This window comes from Roseateles violae, assembly GCF_030410485.1.
Classification (GTDB): domain Bacteria; phylum Pseudomonadota; class Gammaproteobacteria; order Burkholderiales; family Burkholderiaceae_C; genus Roseateles_D; species Roseateles_D violae.
In genome coordinates, this window is the sequence record NZ_JAUHHC010000007.1 from 24948 (window position 1) to 50406 (window position 25459).

23 protein-coding genes and 1 tRNA gene are annotated in these 25459 nt (G+C 68.5%); 20 read left to right on the plus strand and 4 right to left on the minus strand.

Going from position 1 to position 25459, the window contains the following annotated elements; all coding sequences use genetic code 11:
* The 16 genes from rlmN (at position 1) to QWJ38_RS22330 (ending at position 16115) form a co-directional block, all read left to right on the plus strand.
* Positions 1 to 1116, plus strand: a complete 1116-nt coding sequence (gene rlmN / locus QWJ38_RS22255; protein ID WP_290361335.1) for a dual-specificity RNA methyltransferase RlmN — start codon at positions 1 to 3, stop codon at positions 1114 to 1116.
* A gap of 21 nt (positions 1117 to 1137) precedes the next feature.
* Positions 1138 to 1980 (plus strand): type IV pilus biogenesis/stability protein PilW, encoded by an 843-nt coding sequence (gene pilW, locus QWJ38_RS22260; RefSeq protein WP_290361336.1) that lies wholly within the window; start codon positions 1138 to 1140, stop codon positions 1978 to 1980.
* The gene (locus tag QWJ38_RS22265) at positions 1973 to 2914 is read left to right on the plus strand and encodes a RodZ domain-containing protein (RefSeq protein ID WP_290361337.1); all 942 of its coding nucleotides are present in this window, start codon (positions 1973 to 1975) and stop codon (positions 2912 to 2914) included. Before pilW ends, QWJ38_RS22265 begins: the two co-directional genes overlap by 8 nt.
* 17 nt (positions 2915 to 2931) lie before the next feature.
* Complete coding sequence (ispG, locus tag QWJ38_RS22270; protein ID WP_290361338.1) at positions 2932 to 4206, plus strand: flavodoxin-dependent (E)-4-hydroxy-3-methylbut-2-enyl-diphosphate synthase; 1275 nt, start codon at positions 2932 to 2934, stop codon at positions 4204 to 4206.
* Complete coding sequence (gene hisS / locus QWJ38_RS22275) at positions 4207 to 5529, plus strand: histidine--tRNA ligase (protein ID WP_290361339.1); 1323 nt, start codon at positions 4207 to 4209, stop codon at positions 5527 to 5529.
* Positions 5530 to 5570: 41 nt separating this feature from the next.
* Complete coding sequence (locus tag QWJ38_RS22280) at positions 5571 to 6239, plus strand: YfgM family protein (RefSeq protein ID WP_290361340.1); 669 nt, start codon at positions 5571 to 5573, stop codon at positions 6237 to 6239.
* Between the two features lie 11 nt (positions 6240 to 6250).
* Positions 6251 to 7387: an outer membrane protein assembly factor BamB gene (gene bamB, locus QWJ38_RS22285; protein ID WP_290361341.1), complete on the plus strand. Its 1137-nt coding sequence runs from the start codon at positions 6251 to 6253 to the stop codon at positions 7385 to 7387.
* A gap of 55 nt (positions 7388 to 7442) precedes the next feature.
* Complete coding sequence (der, locus tag QWJ38_RS22290; RefSeq protein ID WP_290361342.1) at positions 7443 to 8777, plus strand: ribosome biogenesis GTPase Der; 1335 nt, start codon at positions 7443 to 7445, stop codon at positions 8775 to 8777.
* Between the two features lie 171 nt (positions 8778 to 8948).
* Positions 8949 to 9197 (plus strand): RNA chaperone Hfq, encoded by a 249-nt coding sequence (gene hfq / locus QWJ38_RS22295; RefSeq protein WP_290361343.1) that lies wholly within the window; start codon positions 8949 to 8951, stop codon positions 9195 to 9197.
* Positions 9198 to 9229: 32 nt separating this feature from the next.
* Entirely contained in the window at positions 9230 to 10531 is a 1302-nt protein-coding gene (gene hflX, locus QWJ38_RS22300; protein WP_434064021.1) for a GTPase HflX, read from the plus strand.
* An 8-nt stretch (positions 10532 to 10539) separates the two neighbouring features.
* Positions 10540 to 11769, plus strand: a complete 1230-nt coding sequence (gene hflK / locus QWJ38_RS22305; RefSeq protein ID WP_290361344.1) for an FtsH protease activity modulator HflK — start codon at positions 10540 to 10542, stop codon at positions 11767 to 11769.
* Between the two features lie 15 nt (positions 11770 to 11784).
* Positions 11785 to 12687, plus strand: a complete 903-nt coding sequence (gene hflC, locus QWJ38_RS22310) for a protease modulator HflC (RefSeq protein ID WP_290361345.1) — start codon at positions 11785 to 11787, stop codon at positions 12685 to 12687.
* 21 nt (positions 12688 to 12708) lie between these two features.
* Positions 12709 to 12897 carry a DUF2065 domain-containing protein gene (locus tag QWJ38_RS22315; RefSeq protein WP_290361346.1) on the plus strand — a complete coding sequence of 63 codons (189 nt, stop codon included), beginning with the start codon at positions 12709 to 12711 and terminating at the stop codon, positions 12895 to 12897.
* A gap of 89 nt (positions 12898 to 12986) precedes the next feature.
* Positions 12987 to 14174 carry an ATP phosphoribosyltransferase regulatory subunit gene (locus QWJ38_RS22320; RefSeq protein WP_290361347.1) on the plus strand — a complete coding sequence of 396 codons (1188 nt, stop codon included), beginning with the start codon at positions 12987 to 12989 and terminating at the stop codon, positions 14172 to 14174.
* Positions 14175 to 14224: 50 nt separating this feature from the next.
* Positions 14225 to 15559, plus strand: a complete 1335-nt coding sequence (locus QWJ38_RS22325) for an adenylosuccinate synthase (RefSeq protein WP_290361348.1) — start codon at positions 14225 to 14227, stop codon at positions 15557 to 15559.
* A gap of 34 nt (positions 15560 to 15593) precedes the next feature.
* Positions 15594 to 16115, plus strand: coding sequence for a phosphoribosyltransferase (locus QWJ38_RS22330; protein ID WP_290361349.1), 522 nt, complete (start codon positions 15594 to 15596; stop codon positions 16113 to 16115).
* A 130-nt stretch (positions 16116 to 16245) separates the two neighbouring features.
* Here the strand turns inward: QWJ38_RS22330 and QWJ38_RS22335 are convergent.
* Positions 16246 to 16330 (minus strand) — tRNA-Leu (locus tag QWJ38_RS22335).
* 47 nt (positions 16331 to 16377) lie between these two features.
* Between QWJ38_RS22335 and rnr the strand changes: the two genes are divergently transcribed.
* Entirely contained in the window at positions 16378 to 18684 is a 2307-nt protein-coding gene (gene rnr / locus QWJ38_RS22340) for a ribonuclease R (protein ID WP_434064031.1), read from the plus strand.
* Between the two features lie 17 nt (positions 18685 to 18701).
* Here the strand turns inward: rnr and QWJ38_RS22345 are convergent, their stop codons facing one another.
* From QWJ38_RS22345 to QWJ38_RS22355, 3 genes are read right to left on the minus strand one after another with little or no spacing between them, the layout of a single operon-like run.
* Positions 18702 to 20099, minus strand: coding sequence for an NAD(P)H-hydrate dehydratase (locus QWJ38_RS22345; protein WP_290361350.1), 1398 nt, complete (start codon positions 20097 to 20099; stop codon positions 18702 to 18704).
* Between the two features lie 12 nt (positions 20100 to 20111).
* On the minus strand, positions 20112 to 21341 hold the full coding sequence (locus QWJ38_RS22350) for an FAD-dependent oxidoreductase (protein WP_290361351.1): 1230 nt from the start codon (positions 21339 to 21341) through the stop codon (positions 20112 to 20114).
* A 1-nt stretch (position 21342) separates the two neighbouring features.
* Complete coding sequence (locus tag QWJ38_RS22355) at positions 21343 to 22692, minus strand: amidase (RefSeq protein WP_290361352.1); 1350 nt, start codon at positions 22690 to 22692, stop codon at positions 21343 to 21345.
* A gap of 163 nt (positions 22693 to 22855) precedes the next feature.
* Between QWJ38_RS22355 and rpsB the strand changes: the two genes are divergently transcribed.
* The 3 genes from rpsB (at position 22856) to pyrH (ending at position 25457) form a co-directional block, all read left to right on the plus strand.
* Complete coding sequence (rpsB, locus tag QWJ38_RS22360; protein WP_290361353.1) at positions 22856 to 23602, plus strand: 30S ribosomal protein S2; 747 nt, start codon at positions 22856 to 22858, stop codon at positions 23600 to 23602.
* A gap of 109 nt (positions 23603 to 23711) precedes the next feature.
* Entirely contained in the window at positions 23712 to 24608 is an 897-nt protein-coding gene (gene tsf / locus QWJ38_RS22365) for a translation elongation factor Ts (protein ID WP_290361354.1), read from the plus strand.
* A 138-nt stretch (positions 24609 to 24746) separates the two neighbouring features.
* Entirely contained in the window at positions 24747 to 25457 is a 711-nt protein-coding gene (gene pyrH / locus QWJ38_RS22370; protein ID WP_290361355.1) for a UMP kinase, read from the plus strand.
* Positions 25458 to 25459: the final 2 nt, after the last annotated feature.

Below are 25459 nucleotides of genomic sequence, written 5' to 3' on the forward strand. Positions count from 1 at the left end.
ATGGACGCGGTCAACCTGCTTGGATTTGATCTGGAAGGCCTGGCCGCGTTCTGCGAGCAGCTGGGGGAGAAGCGCTTTCGCGCGACCCAGCTGTTCCGCTGGATCCATCAAAAGGGCGCCGCTGATTTCGATCAGATGAGCGACCTGGCCAAGTCGCTGCGCGACAAGCTGCGCGACAAGGCCCATATCCGTGCGCTGCCGGTGATCTCGGAGCATGTCTCCACCGACGGCACGATCAAATGGCTGTTCGACGTCGGCAATGGCGATGCGGTCGAGGCCGTCTACATCCCCGAGACCGATCGCGGCACCTTGTGCGTCTCCAGCCAGGCCGGCTGCGCGGTCGGCTGCCGTTTCTGCTCGACCGGCCACCAGGGCTTCAGCCGCAATCTGGCCACCTGGGAAATCATCGCCCAGCTCTGGTATGCCGAGCATTCGCTGCGCAAGCGCCAAGGTACGAGCGAGCGGGTGATATCGAACATCGTGATGATGGGCATGGGTGAGCCGCTGCAGAACTATGCGGCCCTGGTGCCGGCGCTGAAGATGATGCTGGACGACCATGGCTATGGCCTGTCGCGCCGCCGCGTGACCGTCTCGACCTCGGGCGTCGTGCCCATGATCGAGCGCCTGCGCGAGGACTGCCCGGTCGCGCTGGCCGTGTCCCTGCATGCGCCCAATGACCCGTTGCGCGACCAGTTGGTGCCGCTGAACAAGAAGTACCCGATCGCCGAGCTGCTGGACGCCTGCAATCGCTATCTGGACAAGGCACCGCGCGACTTCATCACCTTCGAGTACTGCATGCTCGACGGCGTCAACGACACGCCGGAACTGGCGCAGCAGCTGGTCAAGTTGCTGAAGAACCGGGTTGCCTGCAAGCTCAATCTGATTCCATTCAATCCCTTCCCGGCCTCGGGGCTGAAGCGCAGCTCGAACGAGCGCGTGCAGGCCTTTGCCGAGGTGCTGATCAAGGCCGGGCTGGTGACAACGGTGCGCAAGACCCGGGGCGACGATATCGACGCCGCTTGCGGCCAGCTCGCGGGCGAGGTGCAGGACCGCACGCGCGCGCATATCCGTATGGTCCGTGCGCCGGTGGTGGTAAAAGGCGCGAGCCCTTCTTGACTCCGAGACAATAAAAAGCTCATGAAACAAGCCCGGTCGGTTTCCGAACAGCGTTCCCTGTGGTCCCTGCTGGGCTGCTGGGCTCTTGCCGCGCTGACGGCCCTGACGCTGGCGGCCTGCACGACGACGAGCAAGGGGGGCGGTGCCACCGATGCCGCCGCGCCGCGCACCGATTCCGACCAGACCGATGCCGACCGCCGCGCCGGCGTGCGCATGGAACTGGCCGCCGGCTATTTCGCACGCGGCCAGTACACCACCGCGCTCGACGAGGTCAAGCTGGCGCTGCAGGCCAAGCCGAATATGCGCGAGGCGATCAATCTGCGCGGCCTGATCTATGCCGCGATGGGCGAGACCCAGCTGGCGGAGGAGAACTTCCGCCGCGCGCTGGCCAGCTATCCGAACGATCCGGACACCCTGCACAACTACGGCTGGATGCTGTGCCAGCAGCGCCGCTGGCCCGAGGCCGACGCGCAGTTCGACCAGGCGCTGGCCCAGACCAGCTACCGCGCGCCGGCCCGCACCCTGCTGGCCAAGGGCGTCTGCGAGGCGCGCGCCGGCCGCATGGACGCCGCCGAGCGCAGCCTGGCCAAGGCCTTCGAATACGACCCGGCCAGCCCGGCGGTGGCCGTCAATCTGGCCGAGGCCCTGTACCGTAACAAGCAGTTCGACCGCGCGCGCTTCTACATCCGCCGCGTCAATGCCCAGCCCGAGCAGAGCAATGCGCAAAGCCTGTGGCTGGAGCTGCGCATCGAGCGCAAGCTCGGCCATGGCGTGGCCGTCGACGAACTGGCCCAGCAATTGCGCAAGCAGCATGCGCAGTCGCCGGAAACGCAGGCGCTCAATGCGGGGCGTTTCGATGAGTGACGACAACAACAAGGACGACGAGGGGGAGCAGCGCATGACAGCCATCGACAGCGAGCTCGACGCGCGACCGGCCGCCGCCGCCGCATCCGCCAGCACGGCCGGCGCCTGGTTGCGCGCCGCGCGCCAGCAGCGCGGCCTGCATATCGCCGCGCTGGCGGCGCTGCTGAAGGTGCCGCAGGCCAAGCTGGAGGCGTTGGAGGCCGATCGCTACCAGGACCTGCCCGATGCCACCTTCACCCGCGCGCTGGCCAAGGCGATGTGCCGCGCGCTGAAGGTCGACGCGGCGCCGGTGATGCTGATGCTGCCGCCCGGCGGCGAGCGCGAGCTCGATGTCTCGCGCGGCCTGAACCAGCCCTACCGCGAGCGCGGCGGGCGCGAGGAGGGCGCGTCGCTGGCCTGGCTGCAGCGCCCGGTGGTCTGGGGCCCGCTGCTGCTGCTCGTTGCCGCCGCGGTGGTCTACCTGCTGCCGGCCCACTGGCTGTCCGCGCCGGCGCCGGTCGACACGGCAGCGACGCCGGTGGCCGCACCGGCCCCGATGGCTCCGATCGCCAGCGAGGTGGCCGCGACCCCGCTGCCGGCGGCCAGCGAGACCGTGCAGAGCGCCGCCGTGCCGACGCTGCCGCCCGCGGCGGCCAGCGCGGCGCCGCTCGGCGCCGTACCCGCCCTCGTGGCCCAGGCCTCGGCGCCCGCGCCGGGCGAGCTGCCGCTGTCCTTCAAGGCCAAGGCGGACTCCTGGGTGCAGGTCGTCGATGCCCGCGGCCAGACCCTGCTGTCGCGCCTGCTGCGCGCCGGCGAGCAGCAGGAACTGGCGGGCGTTCCGCCGCTGAAGGTGACGATAGGCAATGTGGCCGGCACCGAGCTGAGCGTGCGCGGCGCGCCGCTCGATCTGGCCGGCCAGAGCAAGGACAACGTCGCCCGGCTGGAATTGAACTGAACCGACGAGCAGTACCGATGATCGATACGCAGACAAGCATTGAAGAAGCGATCGCGGCCGCCAGCCCGGCGCCGCGCCGTTCGCGCCAGGCCCAGGTTCGCTGGGGCTCGCGACTGGTGACCATCGGCGGCGACGCGCCGGTGCGCGTGCAGTCGATGACGAACACCGACACGGTGGACGTGATCGGCACGGCGATCCAGGTCAAGGAGCTGGCGATCGCCGGCTCGGAGCTGGTGCGCATCACCGTCAACACGCCGGAGGCGGCCGAGGCCGTGCCGCATATCCGCGAGCAGCTGGACCGCATGGGCATCGACGTGCCCCTGGTCGGCGACTTCCACTACAACGGCCACCGCCTGCTGACCGAGCACCCGGCCATGGCCCAGGCGCTGTCCAAGTACCGGATCAATCCGGGCAATGTCGGCAAGGGCGACAAGAAGGACCGCCAGTTCGCGATGATGGTCGAGGCGGCGATGAAGTACGACAAGGTCGTGCGCATCGGCGTCAACTGGGGCAGCCTGGATCAGGAACTGCTCGCGTCCATGATGGACGAGAACGCCCAGCGCGCCGAGCCCTGGGACGGCCAGCAGGTGATGTACCAGGCGCTGATCCAGTCGGCGCTGAGCTCGGCCGAGTACGCGCGCGAGCTGGGCATGAACCCGGACAACATCATCATCAGCTGCAAGGTCAGCGGCGTGCAGGACCTGATCTCGGTCTACCGCGCCTTGGCCAGGCGCTGCGACTATGCGCTGCACCTGGGCCTGACCGAGGCCGGCATGGGCACCAAGGGCACGGTGGCCTCCAGCGTCGCCCTGGGCATCCTGGCGCAGGAGGGCATCGGCGACACGATCCGTGTGAGCCTGACGCCGCAGCCCGGCGAGTCGCGCACCCAGGAGGTCGTCGTTGCGCTGGAGATCCTGCAGTCGCTGGGCCTGCGCCATTTCAACCCCAGCGTCACCGCCTGCCCCGGCTGCGGCCGCACGACCAGCACGACCTTCCAGGAACTGGCCAAGCAGATCGACGACTTCCTGCGCGCGCAGATGCCGATCTGGCGCGGCAAGTACCCGGGCGTCGAGAACATGAAGGTCGCCGTGATGGGCTGCATCGTCAACGGCCCGGGCGAGAGCAAGCATGCCGACATCGGCATCAGCCTGCCCGGCACCGGCGAGGCACCGGCCGCCCCCGTGTTCATTGACGGCCAGAAGGCCGTCACCTTGCGCGGCGACAACATCGCCAGCGAGTTCCACGCGCTGGTCGAGAACTACATCGAGAAGCGCTTCGGCGCCACCGTCTGAATGACTGAGCAGAAGAAGTTGCAGCCCTTGCAGGCCGTCAAGGGCATGAACGACATCCTGCCGCCGGAATCGGCGCGCTGGGAATGGCTGGAGGCCAAGATGCGCAGCGTGCTGCAGCGCTATGGCTACCAGAACGTGCGCACGCCCATCGTCGAGCCGACGGCCCTGTTCGTGCGCGGCATCGGCGAGGTGACCGACATCGTCGAGAAGGAGATGTACGCCTTCGAGGACCGCGCCGACAAGCATGGCCAGGCCGAGCATCTGGCGCTGCGCCCCGAGATGACGGCCGGCGTGGTGCGCGCGATGACCGAGCACAGCTTTCTGCGCGACTCGGGCCGGCGCCTCTACTACTTCGGCGCGATGTTCCGCCGCGAGAAGCCGCAGAAGGGCCGCTACCGCCAGTTCCATCAGATGGGCGTCGAGGCCCTGGGCTTTGCCGGCCCCGATGTCGATGCCGAGGTGATCCTGATGGGCAGCCGGCTGCTGCGCGAACTGGGCCTGAAGGACGGCGAGCATTTCCGCCTCGAGCTGAACTGCCTCGGTGCGCCGGACGAGCGCCGCGCGCACCGCGAGGCGCTGGTCGCCCACCTGGAAGCGCACAAGGCCCTGCTGGACGAGGACAGCCAGCGCCGCATGTACACCAACCCGCTGCGCGTGCTGGACACCAAGAACCCGGCGCTGCAGGCCATGGCCAATGCGGCGCCCAAGCTGCTGGACTTCCTGGGCGAGGCCTCGCTGGCGCACTTCAATGGCGTGCGCGCCATCCTCGACGCGGCCGGCATTGCCTACACGATCAACCCGCGCCTGGTGCGCGGCCTCGACTACTACAACCTGACCGTGTTCGAGTGGGTCACCGACAAGCTCGGCGCGCAGGGCACGATCTGCGGCGGCGGCCGCTACGACGGTCTGATCGAGCAGCTCGGTGGGAAGCCGGCGCCGGCGGTCGGCTTCGGCATGGGCTTCGAGCGCATGCTCTTGCTGCTGGAGGAAGTCGGCGTGCTGCCGGCGCCGCCGGTGCCGCATGCCTATGCGATCGTGCCCTCGGCCAAGGGCCTGCCGCAGGTGATGGTGGCGCTGGAGGCGCTGCGTGAGGCCGGCGTGCAGGTGGTACTGCATCCGGGCCAGTCGAGCATGAAGTCGCAGTTCAAGAAGGCCGACGCCAGCGGCGCCGCCTGGGCGCTGATCTTCGGCGAGGACGAGCTGGCGCAGGGCCTGGTTGCGGTCAAGCCCCTGCGTGGCGAGAAGGGCGGCGAGGGCGGCGAGCAGGTCGCCCGGCCGCTGTCCGCAGTGGCCGACTGGGCCGTCGAACTGCTCAACGCATAATCGCGGCTTTGCCGCACCTTACCCAATAAACCGAATCTCTCATGGCGTCGCATCTCGATCTCGAAGAACAGGAACAGCTCGATCAGCTGAAGGCTTTCTGGAAGCAGTGGGGCAATCTGATCACCTGGGTGCTGACCCTGGTGCTGGCCGCCTATGCCGGCTGGATGGGCTGGAACTGGTGGCAGCGTGACCAGGCCGCCAAGGCCGCGGCGATGTACGAGGAGCTGGACCGCGCGGTCCAGGCCGGCGACGCCGACCGGGCCGGCGCCGTCTTCGGCGACCTGAAGGAGCGCTATGCGCGCACCGGCTATGCCGCCCAGGGCGCCTTGCAGACGGCCAAGCTGCAGTTCGACAAGGGCCAGGCCGACAAGGCACGCGCCAGCCTGGCTTGGGTGACCGAGAACGGCAGCGAGGACGAGTACCGCGAGCTGGCCCGCCTGCGCCTGGCCGGCCTGCAACTCGACGCCAAGCAGTACGACGAGGCCGCCAAGACCCTGGACGGGATCAAGTCGGCCGATTTCGCCGCCCTGGTCGCCGACCGCCGCGGCGATCTGGCCATGCTGCAGGGCAAGCCGGAGCAGGCGCGCGCCGAGTACCAGAAGGCGCTTGCCGCCATGGACAAGGCGGTCGATTACCGCCGCCTGATCGAGGCCAAGCTGGCCGCGCTGGGCGTGGCCACCGAAGAGCCGAAGACCGCGGCCGCCAAGTGATGAAGACGACGATGCCCAACAAGATCTTCTCCATCAAGCTGGCCGCCGCGCTGACGCTGGCCTCGCTGCTGTCGGCCTGCTCGCTGTTCGGCTCCTCGAACGCGCCCAAGCCGACGCCGCTGGAGGCCGATGTCTCGGCCGGCAAGGCGCGCGTGCTCTGGAACGCCCGTGTGGACGGCCTGCAGACGCCGCTGAGCTTCGTCGCGCGCGGCGAGCAGTTCATCGTCGCCGGCAATGACGGCGTCGTGCAGGCGCTGCGCGCGGCCGATGGCCAGTCGCTGTGGCGCGCCGAGGTCGGCGGCAAGCTCAGCGCCGGCGTCGGCAGCGACGGTCGCTTCGCCGCCGTCGTGACCCGCAGCAACGAGCTGGTCGTCATCGACGCCGGCCAGGTGCTCTGGCGCAAGACCATGCCGACGCCGGTCAACACGGCGCCGCTGGTGGCCGGCGAGCGCGTCTTCGTGCTGACGGTGGACCGCCAGGTGCAGGCCTTCGACGCGCTGGACGGCCGCAAGCTGTGGGAGATGCGCCGCCCCGGCGATGCGCTGACCCTGGCCCAGGCCGGTGTCATCGGCGTCTACAAGGACACCTTGATCGTCGGGCAGGGTCCGCGCATGGCGGGCGTCGACCCGCTGCGCGGCACCGTGCGCTGGGAGGCCAGCGTGGCCAATCCGCGCGGCACCAACGAGGTCGAGCGCCTGGCCGATCTGATCGGCCCGCTGGTGCGGCAGGGCGAGATGCTTTGCGCGCGCGGCTTCCAGTCGGCCGTCGGCTGCGTCAGCGGCGAGCGGGGCAACACGATCTGGAGCCGCAATGTCGGTGGCACCCGCGGCATCGGCGGCGATGCGCAGTACATCTACGGCGCCGACGGCTCGGACCGCCTGACCGCCTGGAAGATCGGCAATGGCGACACCTTCTGGACCGCCGAGCAGTTCCAGAACCGCAAGCTGAGCTCGCCGGCCGCCGTCGGCGAGTTCGTCCTCGTCGGCGATTTCGAAGGCTATGTGCATCTGGTCGCCCGCGACAGCGGCAAGACCGTCGCCCGCCTGGCGACCGACGGCTCGGCCATCGTCGCGGCACCGCTGGTGCTGAACGGCGTCGCGCTGGTCGCCACCCGCAATGGCGGTCTTTACGCGATCAAGCCAGAATAGGCCGTCGCAGCGCAACCGCCCGAGTCGACAAGAACAAGAAGATGAAACCCGCCGTATGAAGCCCGTTATCGCCCTGGTCGGACGCCCCAATGTGGGCAAGTCCACGCTGTTCAACCGGATGACCAAGAGCCGCGACGCGATCGTGGCCGATTTCGCCGGCCTGACGCGCGACCGCCATTACGGCGATGGACGGCTCGGCGAGCGCGAGTTCATCGTCATCGACACCGGCGGCTTCGAGCCCGACAGCACGACCGGCATCGTCAAGGAGATGGCCAAGCAGACCCGCCAGGCCGTCGCCGAGGCCGATGTGGTCGTCTTCGTCGTCGACATCCGCCTGGGCCTGTCGGCGCAGGATCAGGACATCGCGCGCTATCTGCGCACCGCCAACAAGCGCATCCTGCTGGCCGTCAACAAGGCCGAGGGCATGAGCGAGTCGCCGTTGCTGGGCGAGTTCCACGAGCTGGGCCTGGGCGAGCCGCACCCGGTTTCGGCCGCCCACGGCCAGGGCATCCGCAGCCTGATCGAGGCGGCGCTGGAGCCCTTCGAGTTCGACGAGCAGGGCGAGGCCGGCGGCGAGCCCGACGGCGTGATCCGTCTGGCGGTGGCCGGCCGCCCGAACGTCGGCAAGAGCACGCTGATCAATACCTGGCTGGGCGAGGAGCGCCTGGTCGCCTTCGACATGCCGGGCACCACGCGCGATGCGATCTCGGTGCCCTTCGAGCGCAATGGCCAGCAGTTCCAGCTGATCGACACGGCGGGCCTGCGCCGCAAGGGCAAGGTCTTCGAGGCGATCGAGAAGTTCTCGGTCGTCAAGACGCTGCAGGCGATCGCCGACGCCAATGTGGTGCTGCTGCTGCTCGACGCGACCCAGGGCGTGTCGGACCAGGACGCCCATATCGCCGGCTACATACTCGACAGCGGCCGTGCCGTCGTGCTGGCCGTCAACAAATGGGACGCGATCGACAGCTACCAGCGCGAGCAGCTGAAGCGCTCGATCGAGCTGCGTCTGTCCTTCCTGAAGTTCGCGCCCATCCACAATATCTCGGCGCTGAAGCGCCAGGGTCTGGGCCCGCTGTGGGGGGCGCTGGCCGATGCCTACAGCTCGGCCTACAAGAAGATGACGACGCCGGTGCTGACCCGGCTGATCCAGGAAGCGGTCGAGCACCAGACGCCCAAGAAGGTCGGCCATTTCCGCCCAAAGCTGCGCTATGCGCACCAGGGCGGCATGAACCCGCCTATCGTGATCGTGCACGGCAATTCGCTGGAAGGCGTCACCGACGCCTACAAGCGCTATCTGGAAGGCCGCATCCGTGCCCACTACAAGCTGGTCGGCACGCCGCTGCGCATCGAGATGCGCTCGTCGAAGAATCCCTTCGACGACAAGGATTGAGTCGCGCTTGCTCGGGGCTCGGCTTTCCGCAAAGCTCGGCCCTCGCCCCGGCTTTGCCTTCGGCGAAGCCCTTGGCTTGGAGTTCCTCCAACCCAAGGGCTTTCCCTGTGTTAAGGTGCAACTTGCCTGCCCGCTTTCTCTAAAACAAACTCTCTCAACACGGAGCATATCGTGAGCAATAAAGGCCAACTCTTGCAAGATCCCTTCCTGAATCTGCTGCGCAAGGAGCATGTGCCCGTCTCGATCTATCTGGTCAACGGTATCAAGCTGCAAGGTCATATCGAGTCCTTCGATCAATACGTGGTCCTGCTGCGCAACACCGTCACGCAAATGGTCTACAAGCACGCGATCTCGACCGTCGTGCCGGGCCGTGCGGTGAACTTCCACGCTGCCGAGGGCAGCGGCGACGCGGCGGCCTGAGCGACAACGGCTAGCGGCCCCCTCGCAACACCTTGACCTCTTCCGCTTCCTCACCCGCGTCGCCGCCCGCCGAGGCGGGGCGCGCAATTCTCGTCGGGGTCGATTTCGGTCGCGCCTCGACGAATCCCCATCCGAGCGGCAGCTTCGATCCGACCCTGGACGAGCTCGCCCTGCTGGCCGAATCGGCCGGCGACCTGCCGGTGGCCAAGATCGTCGCCAAGCGCGCGGCGCCCGATGCGGCGCTGTTCGTCGGCTCGGGCAAGGCCGACGAGATCAAGCTGCTGGTGCAGGCGCACCAGGCGCACACGGTCTTGTTCGACCAGGCGATCTCGCCCGCCCAACAGCGCAATCTGGAGCGCGTGCTGGGCGTGCCGGTGGCCGATCGCACGGCGCTGATCCTCGAGATCTTCGCCGCCCGCGCGAAGAGCCACGAGGGCAAGCTGCAGGTCGAGCTGGCGCGGCTGCAGTACCTGGCGACGCGCCTGGTGCGGCGCTGGAGCCACCTGGAGCGCCAGAGCGGCGGCATCGGCATGCGCGGCGGCCCCGGCGAGGCGCAGATCGAGCTGGACCGCCGCATGATCGACGACCGCATCAAGAAGACCAAGGAGCGGCTGAAGCAGGTGCAGCGCCAGCGCGGCACCCAGCGCCGCGCGCGCGAGCGCAACGGCGTCTTCAAGGTCTCGCTGGTCGGATACACCAATGCCGGCAAGTCGACCCTCTTCAATGCGCTGGTGAAGGCGCGCGCCTACGCGGCCAACCAGCTGTTCGCGACCCTGGACACCACGACCCGCTCGCTCTATCTGGAGCAGGCCGGCGCCAGCGTGTCGCTCAGCGACACGGTCGGCTTCATCCGCGATCTGCCGCACAAGCTGGTCGAGGCCTTCCGCGCGACCCTGCAGGAGGCGGCCGACGCAGATCTGCTGCTGCATGTGGTCGACGCGGCCTCGCCGGTGCTGGACGAGCAGATGGCCGAGGTTGAGCGCGTGCTCGAGGAAATCGGCGCGGCCGAGATCCCGCAGATCCTGGTCTACAACAAGGCCGATCTGCTCGACGAGAGCCAGCGGCCGCGCGCGCCGCTGGACTGGATCGAGCGCCAGGAGAACGGCAAGACCGGCGTGCGCACGCCGCGGGTCTTCGTCAGCGCGCTGGAGGGCAGCGGTCTGAACGTGCTGCGCGAGCAGCTGGTGCAGGCGATGCAGGCCGCCGCCTTGAACATCGACGAAGCCGCCTCAGATGATCCCAGGGGCATCGCCCGGCACGAGGCCGCGGTGGAAGAACAACAAGGCCCGCACGCCGAGGACGAGCGCGCGGCCACCCATCCGACACAGGCATGAGCAGCAGCATGAATACCCATCCCCGTTCCGGCGGAGCGATCAAGCGCCTCTGGGATCGCATCTACAGCAACGGCCGCAACGACGGCCCGCCCGATCTGGACGAGCTGTGGCGCGACTTCAACCGCAAGCTGTCCGGCATGTTCGGCGGCAAGCCCAGCGGCGGCAACGGCGGTGACAACGGCAACAAGAACTTCCAGCCAGATATGAAGAGCGCCGGCATCGGCGCCGGCCTGATCGCCGGCGTTGTCGTGCTGGGCTGGCTGGGCAGCGGCTTCTACATCGTGCAGGAAGGCCAGCAGGCGGTCGTCACCTCCTTCGGCAAGTACAGCAAGACGGTGGACGCCGGCTTCCAGTGGCGCCTGCCTTACCCCTTCCAGGCCAACGAGATCGTCGCCGTCACGCAGCTGCAGCAGGTCGAGGTTGGCCGCAACTCGGTCGTGCAGGCGACCGGCCTGCGCGACTCCTCGATGCTGACCCAGGACGAGAACATCGTCGACATCCGTTTCACCGTGCAGTACACGCTGAAGGATGCGCGCGACTATCTGTTCGAGAATGCAAGCCCGGACGAGGCGGTGATGCTGGCGGCCGAATCGGCCGTGCGAGAGATCGTCGGCAAGAGCAATATGGATTCGGTGCTCTACGAGCAGCGCGACGCGATCGCCGCCGAACTGGTCAAGTCGGTGCAGGCGCAGCTGGACCGCCTGAAGACCGGCATTCTGATCAAGAACGTCAATGTGCAGAACGTGCAGGCGCCCGAGCAGGTGCAGCAGGCCTTTGACGACGCCTTCAAGGCCGGCGCCGACCGCGAGCGCCTGAAGAACGAAGGCCAGGCCTATGCCAACGACGTGATCCCGAAGGCGCAGGGCACGGCCGCGCGCCTGCGCGAGGAGGCGGAAGGCTACAAGGCCAGCGTCGTCGCCCAGGCCGACGGCGATGCGCAGCGCTTCAAGAGCGTGCTGGCCGAGTACCAGAAGGCGCCTGCCGTGACGCGCGACCGGCTCTACATCGACACCATGCAGCAGGTCTATTCCAACGTCAGCAAGGTGATGGTCGACAGCCGCAACGGCTCGAACCTGCTTTACCTGCCGCTGGACAAGCTGATGCAGCAGGCCGGCGGCAGCAGCGTGACCGCCTCGCCGCCGGTGCCGGCCGCCTCCGCCGAGCCGCCGGCCCAGGCCAACAACAACGATATGCGCTCGCGCGACGGCCTGCGTGGCCGCGACCGCGAGGGCCGCTGAGCGGGAGTCAGCACGATGAACCGTATTGTCATGATCGTCGCCGGCGCGCTGATCGCCTTCATGCTGGCCAGCTCGATGCTCTTCATCGTCGACCAGCGCCGCTTCGCCGTCGTCTATGCGCTGGGCGAGATCAAGGAAGTGATCACCGAGCCGGGCCTGAAGTTCAAGCTGCCGCCGCCGCTGCAGAACGTCGTCATGCTCGACCGCCGCGTGCAGACGCTGGACAGCCCCGAGTCGCGCCCGATCTTCACCGCCGAGAAGAAGAGCCTGGTGATCGACTGGCTGGTCAAGTGGCGCATCGCCGAGCCGCGCCAGTTCATCCGCAACAGCGGCGTGAACATGCGCAATGTCGAGAACCGCCTGAGCCCGGTCGTGCAGGCCGCCTTCAACGAGGAGGTGACCAAGCGCACCGTGCTGGCCGTGCTGGCCACCGAGCGGGACAAGGTGATGTCCGATGTGCGCAAGCGCCTCGAGGACGAGGCCAAGCAGTTCGGCATCGAGATCATCGATGTGCGGATCAAGCGGGTGGACTTCTCGGCCAATATCACCGACTCGGTCTACCGCCGCATGGAATCGGAGCGCAAGCGCGTCGCCAACGAGCTGCGCTCGACCGGCGCCGCCGACGGCGAGAAGATCCGCGCCGACGCCGATCGCCAGCGCCAGGTGATCGTCGCCGAGGCCTATCGCGAGGCGCAGAAGATCAAGGGCGAGGGCGATGCCAAGGCCTCGGCCCTCTATGCCGAATCGTTCGGCCGCGACCCCCAGTTCGCGCAGTTCTACCGCTCGCTGGAGGCCTATCGCGCGAGCTGGAACAAGAAGTCCGACGTGATGGTGGTCGACCCGGCCAATGACTTTTTCAAGGCCATGCGCGGCAGCGGCGGTGCGGCCGCGCCGGCGCCAGCTCGCGGCGGCAAGTAAGCAGCAGACGGGCGGCACGGCGTGTCGGACATGCTGCTGGGCGCGATGGCGCTGATGCTGGTGCTCGAAGGGCTCCTGCCCTTTCTGAGCCCGACGCTGTGGCGCCAGGTCTTCGCCCGCGTGCTGGCGATGAGCGATGGGCAGATCCGCTTCGTCGGTCTGTCCAGCATGCTGGCCGGCCTGCTGATGCTGTTCCTGTTCCTGAACTGAGGAAGCTGGCAAGCCGGTCGCTCATCTGCGGGCTTGGGCCGGGCGGCAAGCCCGGTACAATGCCGTTTTTAACCGCCCGCCTCAAACCCATGTCCTCTGCTTGGCTGCTGCCCGAGCACATCGCCGACGTCCTGCCGTCCCAGGCGCGCCGCATCGAAGAACTGCGCCGCGAGTTGCTGGACATGGCGCGCACCTATGGCTGCGAGCTGGTCATGCCGCCGCTGCTGGAGCATCTGGATTCGCTGCTCTCGGGCACCGGCCATGCGCTGGATCTGAAGACCTTCAAGCTGGTGGACCAGTTGTCGGGCCGCTCGCTGGGCCTGCGCGCCGACACGACGCCGCAGGTCGCCCGCATCGACGCGCATCTCTTGAACCGCCGCGGCGTGACGCGGCTGTGCTACTGCGGCCCGGTGCTGCACACGCGGCCCGACGGCCTGCATGCGACGCGCGAGCCGCTGCAGTTCGGCGTCGAGATCTACGGCCATGCCGGCCTCGAGGCGGACCTCGAGGTGCAGGAGATGGCGCTGGATGCGGTGCGCCGCGCGGGCCTGGCCGAGATCACCCTGGACCTCGGCGATGCGCGCCTGGTGCAGGGCGTGCTCGGTGATGTGAAGCTGGCGCCGGCGGCGCTGGACGCGATCATCGCCGCGCTGGCCAGCAAGGACGTGGCCGAGTTGGCCCAACTGACCGTCGATCTGCCCGAGGCCCAGCGGGAGGGGCTGCTGGCCCTGCCCAGCCTGTTCGGCGGCATCGAGGTGCTCGAGCAGGCGCGCCGGCAGTTGCCGAAGAACGCGACCATAGAGGCCGCGCTCGATGATCTGCAGTGGCTGGCCAAGCACCTGCAGCAGACGCATCCGCAGGTGCGGCTGGGCTTCGACCTGGCCGATCTGCGTGGCTATGCCTATTACAGCGGCACCCGCTTCGCGCTCTATGCCAGCGGCAGCAGCGATGCGGTGCTGCGCGGCGGCCGCTACGACGAGGTCGGCGCGGTGTTCGGCCGGCGCCGTCCGGCGGTGGGCTTCAGCCTCGATCTGAAGACGCTGGTGAGCCTGAGCCCGACCAGCCCGCTGCGGGCGGCCGTGCGTGCGCCCTGGAGCGGTGATGCGCAGGACGGCGGCGAGGACGGCAGCGGCCTGCGCGCGGCGATCCGCCGCCTGCGCGAGCTCGGCGAGACGGTCGTGTGCATGCTGCCGGGGCATGAGCACGAAGGCGACGAATTCGACTGCGACCGTGAACTGGTCCGCGTCGACACGCAGTGGGTGGTGCGCGCGCTCTGAAGCCGCCCGCCACCGAAGACTAATAATCATTGATCGAATCGGGTATCAAGATGCAAAGCGAAATCGCGCGCGGCCGCAATGTGGTCGTTGTCGGCACCCAGTGGGGTGACGAAGGCAAGGGCAAGGTCGTCGACTGGATGACCGATCACGCCCAGGGCGTGGTGCGCTTCCAGGGCGGCCACAATGCCGGCCATACGCTGGTCATCAAGGGCGTCAAGACGGCCCTGCAACTGATCCCCTCGGGCATCATGCGCGACGGCGTTGCCTGCTATATCGGCAACGGCGTGGTCGTCGATCCGACCCATCTGCTGAGCGAGATCGAGCGCCTGGAGAAAGCCGGCGTCGAGGTGCGTTCCCGCCTCTTCATCAGCGAGAGCTGCCCGCTGATCCTGCCCTTCCACGTCGAGGTCGACCGCGCCCGCGAGGCGCTGCGCGAGAGCAGCGGCAGCGGCAAGATCGGCACGACCGGCAAGGGCATCGGCCCGGCCTATGAGGACAAGGTCGCCCGCCGCGCGCTGCGCGTGCAGGACCTGAAGCACCCGGAGCGCTTTGCCAAGAAGCTGAAGGAGTTGCTGGACTTGCACAACTTCGCGCTGCAGGGCTATCTGAACGCCACGGCGCTGGAGTTCCAGCCCATCTTCGAGCAGGCGATGAAGATGGCCGAGGTGATCAAGCCGATGATGGCCGATGTCGGCTACCTGATCCACAAGGCGCACAAGGCCGGCGCCAACATCCTGTTCGAGGGCGCGCAGGGCACCTTGCTCGACATCGACCACGGCACCTACCCCTACGTCACCTCGAGCAATTGCGTGGCCGGCAATGCCGCCGCCGGTGCCGGCGTCGGCCCGCAGATGCTGCACTACATGCTGGGCATCACCAAGGCCTACACGACGCGCGTCGGCTCGGGCCCGTTCCCGACCGAGCTCGAGTGGGAAAAGGAAGGCACGGTCGGCCACCATCTGGCCACGGTCGGCCAGGAGAAGGGCACCGTCACCGGCCGCGCGCGCCGCTGCGGCTGGCTCGATGCCGCCGCGCTGAAGCGCTCCATCATCATCAACGGCATCACCGGCCTGTGCATGACCAAGCTGGACGTGCTGGACGGCCTGACCGAGATCCAGATGTGCGTCGGCTACGAGCTCGACGGCAAGCGCATCGACATCCTGCCGCTGGACGGCGACGAGATTGCGGCCTGCAAGCCGATCTACGAGACCTTCCCCGGCTGGACCGAGACCACCTTCGGCGCGACCTCCTGGGACGCGCTGCCGCTGAACGCGCGCCGCTATCTGGAGCGTATCCGCGACCTGATCGGCGCACCGATCGACATGGTGTCGACCGGCCCCGATCGCGAACACACGATCCTGCTGCGCCATCCGTACCAGGCCTGACATCCCGAGAAACCGAACAGGAGAACCATCCATCATGCTGACCGACGACGGCAAACATCTGTACGTATCCTGGGACGAATACCACATGCTGATCGAGCGCCTGGCGCTCAAGGTCCATGCCTCGGGCTGGCAGTTCGACCAGATCCTGTGCCTGGCCCGCGGCGGCATGCGTCCGGGCGATGTGCTCTCGCGCGTGTTCGACAAGCCGCTGGGCATCATGTCGACCAGCTCCTACCGCGCCGAGGCCGGCACGATCCAGGGCCGTCTGGACATCGCCAAGTACATCACCATGCCCAAGGGTGAACTGGCCGGCCGCGTGCTGCTGGTCGACGACCTGTCGGACTCGGGCGTCACGCTGAAGGCCGTGGTCGAGCGCCTGCGCGGCATGCCGGCGATCAGCGAGCTGCGCTCGGCCGTGCTGTGGACCAAGTCGGTGTCCAGCTACACGCCCGACTACTACGTCGAAATGCTGGAAACCAGCCCCTGGATCCACCAGCCCTTCGAGGAATACGACGATCTGCGGCCGGACGCGCTGGCCAAGAAGTTCGTCGTCTGAGCGCAGAATCGCCGATGACGAAAAGCCGACCCCGCAGCGATGCCGGGTCGGCTTTGTTGTATTGGCGCCAGCGCAAATGCCTCGAGAAAATGAAAAAGGCCAGCACAATGGGTGCTGGCCTTTTGTATTTTGGTGCCCAGGAGAGGACTCGAACCTCCACGGAGTTACCCGCTAGTACCTGAAACTAGTGCGTCTACCAATTCCGCCACCTGGGCATTTCAGGAAAGACAGAGATTCTATCATCAAAAATTTTAAGAATGCAATAGCGGCGCCGCAAGATGGCGGTGCACTGCTCGGCGAGGTCGAAGGTCAGGTGCAGGGGCACCGCGACGGCCACGGCTTTCTGCTGCCCGACGATGGGCAGCCGGACATCTATCTCTCGGCCCAGGAGATGCACGCCGTCATGCACGGGGACCGCCTGCGCGTGCGCGTCGTGCGCTACGACAAGCGCGGCCGGCCCGAGGGCAGGGTGCTGGAGATCCTGGAGCGCAAGAAGCGGCCCATCATCGGCCGCCTGCTGCTCGAGTCGGGCATCTGGTTGGTCGCGCCGGAAGACAAGCGCATGGGCCAGGACATCCTGATCCCGAAGAACGGCATCGCCAATGCGACGGCCGGCCAGGTCGTTGCGGTCGAGTTGACCGAGCCGCCGTCGCTGTATTCGCAGCCGGTTGGTCGCGTGGTCGAGGTGCTGGGCGAGATCGACGATCCGGGCATGGAGATCGAGATCGCGGTGCGCAAGTACGATGTGCCGCACCGCTTCAGCCCCGAGGCGCTGCAGCAGGCGGCCAAGCTGCCCGAGCGCCTGCGCGCCATCGACCTGAAGCACCGCGTCGATCTGCGCGATGTGCCGCTGGTGACCATCGACGGCGAGGACGCGCGCGACTTCGACGACGCCGTCTACTGCGAGCCGCACAAGCAGGGCCGCGGCAAGAACGCCTTCAAGGGCTGGCGCCTGCTGGTCGCGATCGCCGATGTCAGCCATTACGTGAAGCCGGGCGAGCCGCTGGACGAAGACGCCTACGAGCGCGCGACCTCGGTCTATTTCCCGCGCCGGGTGATCCCGATGCTGCCGGAGAAGATCTCCAACGGCCTGTGCTCGCTGATCCCCTACGAGGACCGGCTGTCCATGGTCTGCGACATGCTGGTCAGCGAGGCCGGCGAGGTGACCGCCTACCAGTTCTACCCGGCCGTGATCCGTTCGCACGAGCGCTTCACCTACACCGAGGTGGCTGCCATCCTCGGCAACACCCGTGGCCCCGAGGCGGCCAAGCGGCAGGAGCTGGTGCCGCATCTGCTGCATCTGCACGATGTCTACCGCGCCTTGCTGGCGCAGCGCCAGCAGCGCGGCGCGATCGACTTCGACACGACCGAGACGCAGATCATCTGCGACGACAACGGCCGCATCGAGAAGATCGTGCCGCGCACGCGCAATGACGCGCACCGGCTGATCGAGGAGGCGATGCTGGCGGCCAATGTCTGCTCGGCCGACTTCATCGCGCACAGCAAGCATGCGGCGCTGTTCCGCGTGCACGAGGGTCCGACGCCGGAGAAGCGCGTCGCCCTGCAGGCCTATCTGCGCTCGCTGGGCCTGGGCCTGTCGATCAGCGACGACCCCAAACCGGCCGAGTACCAGGCGATCGCCGCGGCGACCAAGGAGCGGCCCGACTCGGCGCAGATCCACGCGATGCTCTTGCGCTCGATGCAGCAGGCGATCTACACCTCGGCGAACTCGGGTCACTTCGGCCTCAGCTACGCCGCCTACACGCATTTCACCAGCCCGATCCGGCGCTATCCGGATCTCTTGGTGCACCGCGTGATCAAGTGCATCCTGGCCGGCAAGCGCTACCACCTCGATGCCGGCAAGATGAATGTGCCGATGCCGGCCAAGCGGCCGGGCCGCGCGCCGCCGATGAATCCGGCCCATGCCTCGACCGAGATCGAACGCTGGGACGTCGTCGGCGCCCATTGCAGCGCCAATGAGCGGCGCGCCGACGAGGCCTCGCGCGATGTCGAGGCCTGGCTCAAGTGCCGCTATATGCGCGAGCACCTGGGCGAGGAGTTCGCCGGCACCGTCAGCGCGGTCACCAGCTTCGGCCTCTTCGTGCAGCTCGACGCGCTCTATGTCGAGGGCCTGGTCCACATCACCGAGCTCGGCGGCGAGTACTACCGCTTCGACGAACTGCGCCAGGAGCTGCGCGGCGAGCGCACCGGCATCCGCTACGCCACCGGCGCGCGCGTGCAGGTGCAGGTCAGCCGCGTCGACCTCGACGGCCGCAAGATCGACTTCCGCCTGGTGCGCGACAACGAGGAGGCCCGGCTGCTGGCCCGCGCGATGCGCGACAAGGCCGGGGCCTCGGCCCCGGCCGCGCCGGGCAGCGCCGTCGAGGCGCTGGAGCAGGTGCGGCGCGCCGACCGCGAACTGAAGGGCGCCAAGCGCAAGGCGGGCGGCAGCAAGGCCGCCGCGCCGCATCCGGTCAAGGCGGCCCGGCAGTCGGCCAAGGCGGCCAAGCCGGGCACGAAGACCGGCAAGAGTGGCGCTGGCGAGGCGCGCACGCGCAAGCGCCGCTGAGCCGTTGAAGCGCTGAGTTAGTCCTCAGGCGGCGCATGCAGTGCATGCATGCGTTCGATCAAATCGCCGGCGCGCAGCGGCCCTGCCGCCTGCTGCTCGCCGGCCAGCCCATGCCAGAAGGAGGCCGCGCCGGCCAGCAGATGGGGCTCGATGGCGGGTCGTGGCGCCCACAGGCCGGCAATCCAGCCGGCCAGCACGTCGCCGCTGCCGGCGCTGGCCAGCGCCGCGCTGCCGCTGCTGCACAGCTGCGGCCGCCGTCCCGGCGAGGCGATCACGCTGCCCGAGCCTTTCAGCACGATCGTCGCCGCGCAGCGCTCGGCCAGCGCTTGCGCCGCGTCCAGGCGGTCGGCCTGGACGCGCGCGGTGTCCGTGCCGAGCAGGCGCGCGGCCTCCAGCGGGTGGGGCGTCAGCACGCTGCTCAGCGGCGCGCGCTGGCGCAGCAGCTGCTGCAGTGCCGGGCTGGCGGCGATCGCGTTCAGCGCGTCCGCGTCCACGATCAGCCGAGGCGCATGCCGCAAGGCCGCGGCGAGCGGCTCGGCGAGTCCTTGCTGGCCGCCGCCGCAACCGATGGCGACGGTCTTGCCGGCCAGGTCCTGCGGCTCGCAGCGCACCGCCAGCATCAACTCGGCCCGCGCCGGATCGGCCTCCTCGACCGGCTCGCCGAGCAGGTGCAGATAGACGCGGCCGGCGCCCGCTGCCAGCGCCGCGCGCGCGGCCAATCGCGCCGCCCCGCGCATGCCCGGCGCGCCACCGATCACCAGCACATCGCCCTGGCTGCCCTTGTGTGCGGCGTGGTCCGGCCCGGCCAGTTCGGCCAGGCAGTCGCGGCCCAGCAGGCCGGCGTCGCCGCGCCGCGCCGGCGCGATGGCCAAGTCGTCGAACCAGATCGTGCCGGCATGCGCGCGGCCCTGGGCGGTGAACAGGCCCGGCTTGAGGCTCAGCAGGCACAGCGTATGCGTCGCCCGCACCGCCTCGGCGCCGGCCAGGGCACCGCTATCGGCCAGCAGGCCGCTGGGCAGGTCGACGGCCAGCACCGGCACGGTCAGTGAATTCAGGGCGGTGATCGCGGCGGCCATTGCCGCATCGGGCGTGCGGTTCAGCCCCAGGCCGAGCAGCGCATCGATCGCTAGGCAGCAATCGGCCGGCGGCGTCAGACCGATGCTGACGCGCCGCCCCTGCGCCTGCAGCAGCCGGGCGGCGATGCGTCCATCGCCGCCGTTGTTGCCGGGCCCGCAGGCGACCCAGATCGTGCCGGCTCCCGGCTGCAGCGCCAGCGCGAGCCGGGCGACCGCCAGGCCGGCGCGCTCCATCAGCGCGTCGACGGGCAGGCCCGCCAGTGCCGCCGCCTCGATCGCGCGGCTGCTCGCCACATTGAACAGGGGCAGGCTTAGCGGCAGGGGCAGCAATCTTTGCATGGCCCCAGCTTGTCAGCCGAAGCGGGCGCTGTCCAGTCCGCTCACATCGAGCTCGGGCGTCAGGCCGCCGACCTGCTCGGCCAGCACGCGCGCGGCGCCGCAGGCGAGGGTGAAGCCGCCGTCGGCATGGCCGAGGTTCAGCCAGATGCCGGCCAGGCCGCTGCCGCCGAGCACCGGCAGGCCGTCGGACAGCGTGGCATGCGGGCCCTGCCAGCGCTGCAACTGGCCGGCCACCATCGCGCCGGGCAGCCAGTCGTTGAGCACCTTGTGCAACTGCGCCTCATCGCTGCCAACCACGCGCACGCGCTGGCCGATGCGGCTGATATGGACCTGTTTCTGCTGGTCGAACAGCCCCGCCTTGGGTCCCAGCTCCGGGTGCGCCTCCAGCTGGCGCAGCGGCGCGGTGATCGAGCAGCTCTGCGCGCTGGCCAGCGGCAGTTTCAGCTTCAGCGGCTGCAAGAGCGCGGCCGAGTCCTGCGCGCCGCAGACGATGATGGCCTCGAAGCTGTCCTGCTGGGGGCCGGTCTCGGCCGGCTGCGTATCGCCGCCATTCTCGCCATTGCCATTGCGTGCGCTCGGCCCCGGCCCCTCGTGCGGTGGCGTGTACTCGTGCACCAGCCGCGCCGGTGTGCCCGGCGCGATGCTGCGCACCGTCGTGTGAAAGCGGAACTGCACGCCCAGGCGCTGCGCCTCCAGCCGCAGCTGGTGGGCGAACTGGCGGCAGTTGCCGACCTCGCCGGCGTTCAGCAGCACGCCGCCGTGCAGCGCGGCCTCCGGGTTCAGTCCCGGCTCGGCCTGGCGGCATTGCGCGGCATCGAGCGCGCGATGGGCGATGCCGGCCTCGGCCAGCAGCTCCAGCCCGGGTGCGATCGCCGCCTGTTCGCGCGCGCTGCGCAGGAGCACCAGCATGCCCTCGGCGCGCTCGTAGTCGAGCTTGAGGCTGCGGCGCAGCTGCTGCAGGCGCTCGTGGCTGTAGACGGCCAGCTTCAGCAGGCGCTGGCGGCGCAGGGCGGCCGCCTCGTCGCGCCCCTGGCGCCAGCGCCGCCAGCGGCCCGCCAGCGACAGTGGCGCCTGGGTCCAGCCCAGTACCAGGCCCGGCGCGACCAGACCGCTGTTGGCGAAGCTGGCCTCGGCGGCGACGCTGCCGCGGCGCTCGAAGACGCTGACCTGATGGCCATCGGCGGCCAGCTCGTAAGCGGTGCAGACGCCGGCAATGCCGGCGCCGATGATGGCGATGCGCATCTCAGTGGCCCGCCTTCGTCAGGATCGCTTCGACTTGCAGGGCCAGATCGAGCACGGTGTCGTCCTGCAGCGCCGTGCTCCACAGCATCAGGCCGACCGGCAGCTCGTCCGCGCCCTGGCAGGGCAGCGAGATCGCGCAGCCGTCCAGCGCATTGACGATGCTGGTATTGCGCAGCAGCAGCGCGTTGGCGGCGACGTAGTCGGTATCGCTGTCCAGCAGCGGCTGTAGCAGCGGCGCGACCACCGGCACCGTCGGGCTCAGCACCGCGTCGAAGCCGCGCAGCTGCGCCTCCATTGCAGCGATGAAGGCACGTCGCGCGGCCAGGCGCTCCAGGTACTCGGCGCCGCTGATCGCCTCGCCCTCGCGGATGCGGCGGGCGACGCGCGGGTCGTACTCGGCCTCGCGGGCGCTCAGCAGCGGCTTGTGCCAGGCCCAGGCCTCGATCGCGACGCTGGAGACGCGATAGGACACCAGCCCGGCCAGCGGCGGCAGCGAGATCGTCTCGATCTGCGCGCCGGCCTGGGCAAGGGCGGCGAGGCTGCGCTCGAACGCGGCGGCGGTGGCGGCATCCAGGCCGTCCTGGAAGATCTCCTTGACCACGGCCAGGCGGCGCGCGCGCAGCGGGCGGGCGCTCGGCTTCACCTGCCGATCGGCCAGGATCTCGTGCAGCAGCACCGCATCGCGCACCGAACGGGTGATCGCGCAGGCGGTGTCCAAAGCCGGCGACAGCGGCACCGTGCCCTCGGTCGGCGTCAGCCGGGCCGTGTTCTTGAAGCCGACCAGGCCCTGCAGCGCGGCGGGGATGCGGATCGAGCCTCCGGTATCCGAGCCGAGCGCGGCCCAGGCGGCGCCGGCGGCGACGCTGACCGCGGCGCCGGAGCTCGAGCCGCCGGGGATGCGCGCCAGGCCGTCGATGCGCCGCGTGGCCGGGTTCAGCGGCGTGCCGTGATGCGGGTTGAGGCCGAGACCGGAATAGGCGAACTCGGTCATATTGGTGTGGCCGATCAGCGCGGCGCCGGCGCGGCGCAAGCGGGCGACGGCCGGGCAGTCGACCGCGGCCGGCGCGGCGCCGGCCAGCACGCGCGAACCGGCGGTGGTCGGGAAGCCGGCCACGTCGAACAGGTCCTTGACGCTGATCGCCAGGCCGGCCAGTGCCGGTGCGGGCAGGCCGGCGCGGCGCTGCGCATCGGCAGCTTCGGCGCAGGCCAGCGCCGAAGCGGCGAAATCGCGCACGAAGGCCTGGCTGCAGGCGTCCGAACGCAGGGCGTCCAGGTTCTGTCGCAGGGCATCCGCCGCTTGCAGCCGGCCTTCTTGCACGCGCTGCAAGGCCTCCCTGAGGTCATCTGACATGAATCGTGTATACTCGTTCGGTTTTGCTGGGCCGCCTCCCGTCGGGAAGCCTCGGCGAATCAATCGCGAATCCGGCACTGAAAGGTGTCGCCCGTGTCCTGCTGAAACAGCGGTAACCGGGCGATTCGAGCCGGATTTTAGACACAACCCTTCGGAGTTACTTATGTCCGTCACGATGCGCGAGATGCTGGAAGCCGGCGTCCACTTTGGTCACCAAACCCGCTTCTGGAATCCCAAGATGGCCCCGTATATCTACGGCCATCGCAACAAGATTCACATCATCAACCTGGAAAAGACGCTGCCGGCGTTCCAGGACGCGATGAAGTTCGTGCGCAGCCTGGCTGCCAAGCGCGGCACCATCCTGATGATCGGCACCAAGCGCCAGGCCCGCGAAGTCGTCGCGATGGAAGCCCAGCGCGCCGGCATGCCCTATGTCGACCAGCGCTGGCTCGGCGGCATGATGACCAACTTCAAGACGGTCAAGACCTCGCTGAAGAACCTGAAGGACATGCAGTCCCAGGTCGAGGCCGGCACCCAGCCCGCCATCAAGAAGGAAGCGCTGATGTTCCAGCGTGACCTGGCCAAGCTGGAAAAGAACATCGGCGGCATCCAGGACATGAACGCGCTGCCGGACGCCATCTTCGTTATCGACGTCGGCTACCACAAGATCGCCATCGCCGAAGCCAAGAAGCTGGGCATCCCGGTCATCGGCGTGGTCGACACCAACCACTCGCCCGAGGGCATCGACTACGTGATCCCCGGCAACGACGACTCGGCCAAGGCCGTGGCGCTGTACGCCAAGGCCGTGGCCGACGCGGTCCTGGAAGGCAAGGCCAACGCCACCAATGAAGTGGTCCAGGCCGTGGCCGCTTCCGGCGACGAGTTCGTGGAAGTGCGCGAAGGCGCCTGATTCCCGCTCGTTGGCGCACAAGAGGGGGCTGATTCATCAGCCCCTTTTTTGCAGAAGATCGCCGGCCCGCCCGGTGGTTTGCAAAGAATTCAGATTTACGGAGATTGATATGGCTGCTATTACCGCAAGCATGGTCGGCGAGCTGCGTGCCCGCACCGACGCCCCGATGATGGAATGCAAGAAGGCGCTGACCGAGGCCGACGGCGATCTGGGCCGCGCCGAGGAAATCCTGCGCGTCAAGCTGGGCAACAAGGCCGGCAAGGCCGCCTCGCGCGTGACCGCCGAGGGCGTGGTCGCCGCGGCCGTCGTCGGCACGGCCGGCGCGCTGCTGGAAGTGAACTGCGAAACCGACTTCGTGTCGAAGAACGACGCTTTCCTGGCCTTCACCAACGCCTGCGCCCAGCTGATCGCCGAGAAGAACCCGGCCGACGTGGTCGCGCTGTCGGCGCTGCCGCTGTCGCAGGAAGGCTTCGGCCCGACGGTCGAGGACGTGCGCAAGGGCCTGATCGGCAAGATCGGCGAGAACATGACGATCCGCCGCTTCCAGCGCTACGCCTCGGGCGCCAAGCTGGCCTCCTATCTGCACGGCACCCGCATCGGCGTGATGGTCGAGTTCGACGGTGACGAGGTCGCCGCCAAGGATGTCGCCATGCACGTCGCCGCGATGAAGCCCGTGGCCCTGTCCAGCGCCGACGTTTCGGCCGAGCTGGTCGAGAAGGAGCGCAAGATCGCCACCGAGAAGGCGGCCGAATCGGGCAAGCCGGCCGACATCGTCGCCAAGATGGTCGAGGGTTCGGTGCAGAAGTTCCTGAAGGAAGTCTCGCTGCTGGACCAGGTCTTCGTGAAGGCGGCCGACGGCAAGCAGACCGTCGGCGCGATGCTGAAGGACAAGGCCACGACGGTGAAGAGCTTCACGCTCTATGTCGTCGGCGAAGGCATCGAGAAGAAGGTGGACGATTTCGCCGCCGAAGTGGCCGCACAGGTGGCCGCCGCCAAGGGCGCGTAAACCGCCCGACGGCAAGCAAAACAAAGGGCGCCCAGGCGCCCTTTATTACACTTGCGCTTGCGTCGCGGCGGCCCACAAGGCGGGTTTGCGGCGCTTGCAGCAGCAAAATACATCACCAGCAGCTCACAGAGGTAAGAAATGCCCGCGCACAAACGCATCCTGCTCAAACTCTCCGGCGAAGCCCTGATGGGCGATGACGCCTACGGCATCAACCGCGCGACCATCGTGCGCATGGTGCAGGAGGTGCGCGAGATCACGCAGCTGGGCGTCGAGGTGGCCGTCGTGATCGGCGGCGGCAACATCTTCCGCGGCGTCGCGGGCGGCTCGGTGGGCATGGATCGTGCCACGGCCGACTACATGGGCATGCTGGCCACCGTGATGAACTCGCTGGCCCTGGCCGACACGATGCGCCAGGAAGGCATGACCGCGCGCGTGATGTCGGCGATCGCGATCGAGCAGGTCGTCGAGCCCTATGTGCGGCCCAAGGCGCTGCAGTACCTCGAAGAGGGCAAGGTCGTCATCTTCGCCGCTGGCACCGGCAACCCCTTCTTCACGACCGACACGGCCGCTGCGCTGCGCGGCGCCGAGATCGGCGCCGAGATCGTGCTGAAGGCGACCAAGGTCGACGGCGTCTACACGGCCGATCCGAAGAAGGACCCGTCGGCGACACGCTACACGCGCATCAGCTTCGACGAGGCGATCACCAAGAACCTGCAGGTGCTGGACGCGACCGCCTTCGCGCTGTGCCGCGACCAGAAGCTGCCGATCAAGGTGTTCAGCATCTTCAAGCCGGGCGCGCTCAAGCGCGTGGTGCTCGGCGAGGACGAAGGCACGCTGGTCCACGTCTGAGC

Excerpts from the sequence above, each read along its gene's own strand:
- rlmN (WP_290361335.1), top strand. The coding sequence starts at position 1 with ATGGACGCGGTCAACCTGCTTGGATTTGATCTGGAAGGCCTGGCCGCG.
- pilW (WP_290361336.1), top strand. The coding sequence starts at position 1,138 with ATGAAACAAGCCCGGTCGGTTTCCGAACAGCGTTCCCTGTGGTCCCTG.
- QWJ38_RS22265 (WP_290361337.1), top strand. The coding sequence starts at position 1,973 with ATGAGTGACGACAACAACAAGGACGACGAGGGGGAGCAGCGCATGACA.
- ispG (WP_290361338.1), top strand. The coding sequence starts at position 2,932 with ATGATCGATACGCAGACAAGCATTGAAGAAGCGATCGCGGCCGCCAGC.
- hisS (WP_290361339.1), top strand. The coding sequence starts at position 4,207 with ATGACTGAGCAGAAGAAGTTGCAGCCCTTGCAGGCCGTCAAGGGCATG.
- QWJ38_RS22280 (WP_290361340.1), top strand. The coding sequence starts at position 5,571 with ATGGCGTCGCATCTCGATCTCGAAGAACAGGAACAGCTCGATCAGCTG.
- bamB (WP_290361341.1), top strand. The coding sequence starts at position 6,251 with ATGCCCAACAAGATCTTCTCCATCAAGCTGGCCGCCGCGCTGACGCTG.
- der (WP_290361342.1), top strand. The coding sequence starts at position 7,443 with ATGAAGCCCGTTATCGCCCTGGTCGGACGCCCCAATGTGGGCAAGTCC.
- hflK (WP_290361344.1), top strand. The coding sequence starts at position 10,540 with ATGAATACCCATCCCCGTTCCGGCGGAGCGATCAAGCGCCTCTGGGAT.
- hflC (WP_290361345.1), top strand. The coding sequence starts at position 11,785 with ATGAACCGTATTGTCATGATCGTCGCCGGCGCGCTGATCGCCTTCATG.
- QWJ38_RS22320 (WP_290361347.1), top strand. The coding sequence starts at position 12,987 with ATGTCCTCTGCTTGGCTGCTGCCCGAGCACATCGCCGACGTCCTGCCG.
- QWJ38_RS22325 (WP_290361348.1), top strand. The coding sequence starts at position 14,225 with ATGCAAAGCGAAATCGCGCGCGGCCGCAATGTGGTCGTTGTCGGCACC.
- QWJ38_RS22330 (WP_290361349.1), top strand. The coding sequence starts at position 15,594 with ATGCTGACCGACGACGGCAAACATCTGTACGTATCCTGGGACGAATAC.
- QWJ38_RS22345 (WP_290361350.1), bottom strand. The coding sequence starts at position 20,099 with ATGCAAAGATTGCTGCCCCTGCCGCTAAGCCTGCCCCTGTTCAATGTG.
- QWJ38_RS22350 (WP_290361351.1), bottom strand. The coding sequence starts at position 21,341 with ATGCGCATCGCCATCATCGGCGCCGGCATTGCCGGCGTCTGCACCGCT.
- QWJ38_RS22355 (WP_290361352.1), bottom strand. The coding sequence starts at position 22,692 with ATGTCAGATGACCTCAGGGAGGCCTTGCAGCGCGTGCAAGAAGGCCGG.
- rpsB (WP_290361353.1), top strand. The coding sequence starts at position 22,856 with ATGTCCGTCACGATGCGCGAGATGCTGGAAGCCGGCGTCCACTTTGGT.
- tsf (WP_290361354.1), top strand. The coding sequence starts at position 23,712 with ATGGCTGCTATTACCGCAAGCATGGTCGGCGAGCTGCGTGCCCGCACC.
- pyrH (WP_290361355.1), top strand. The coding sequence starts at position 24,747 with ATGCCCGCGCACAAACGCATCCTGCTCAAACTCTCCGGCGAAGCCCTG.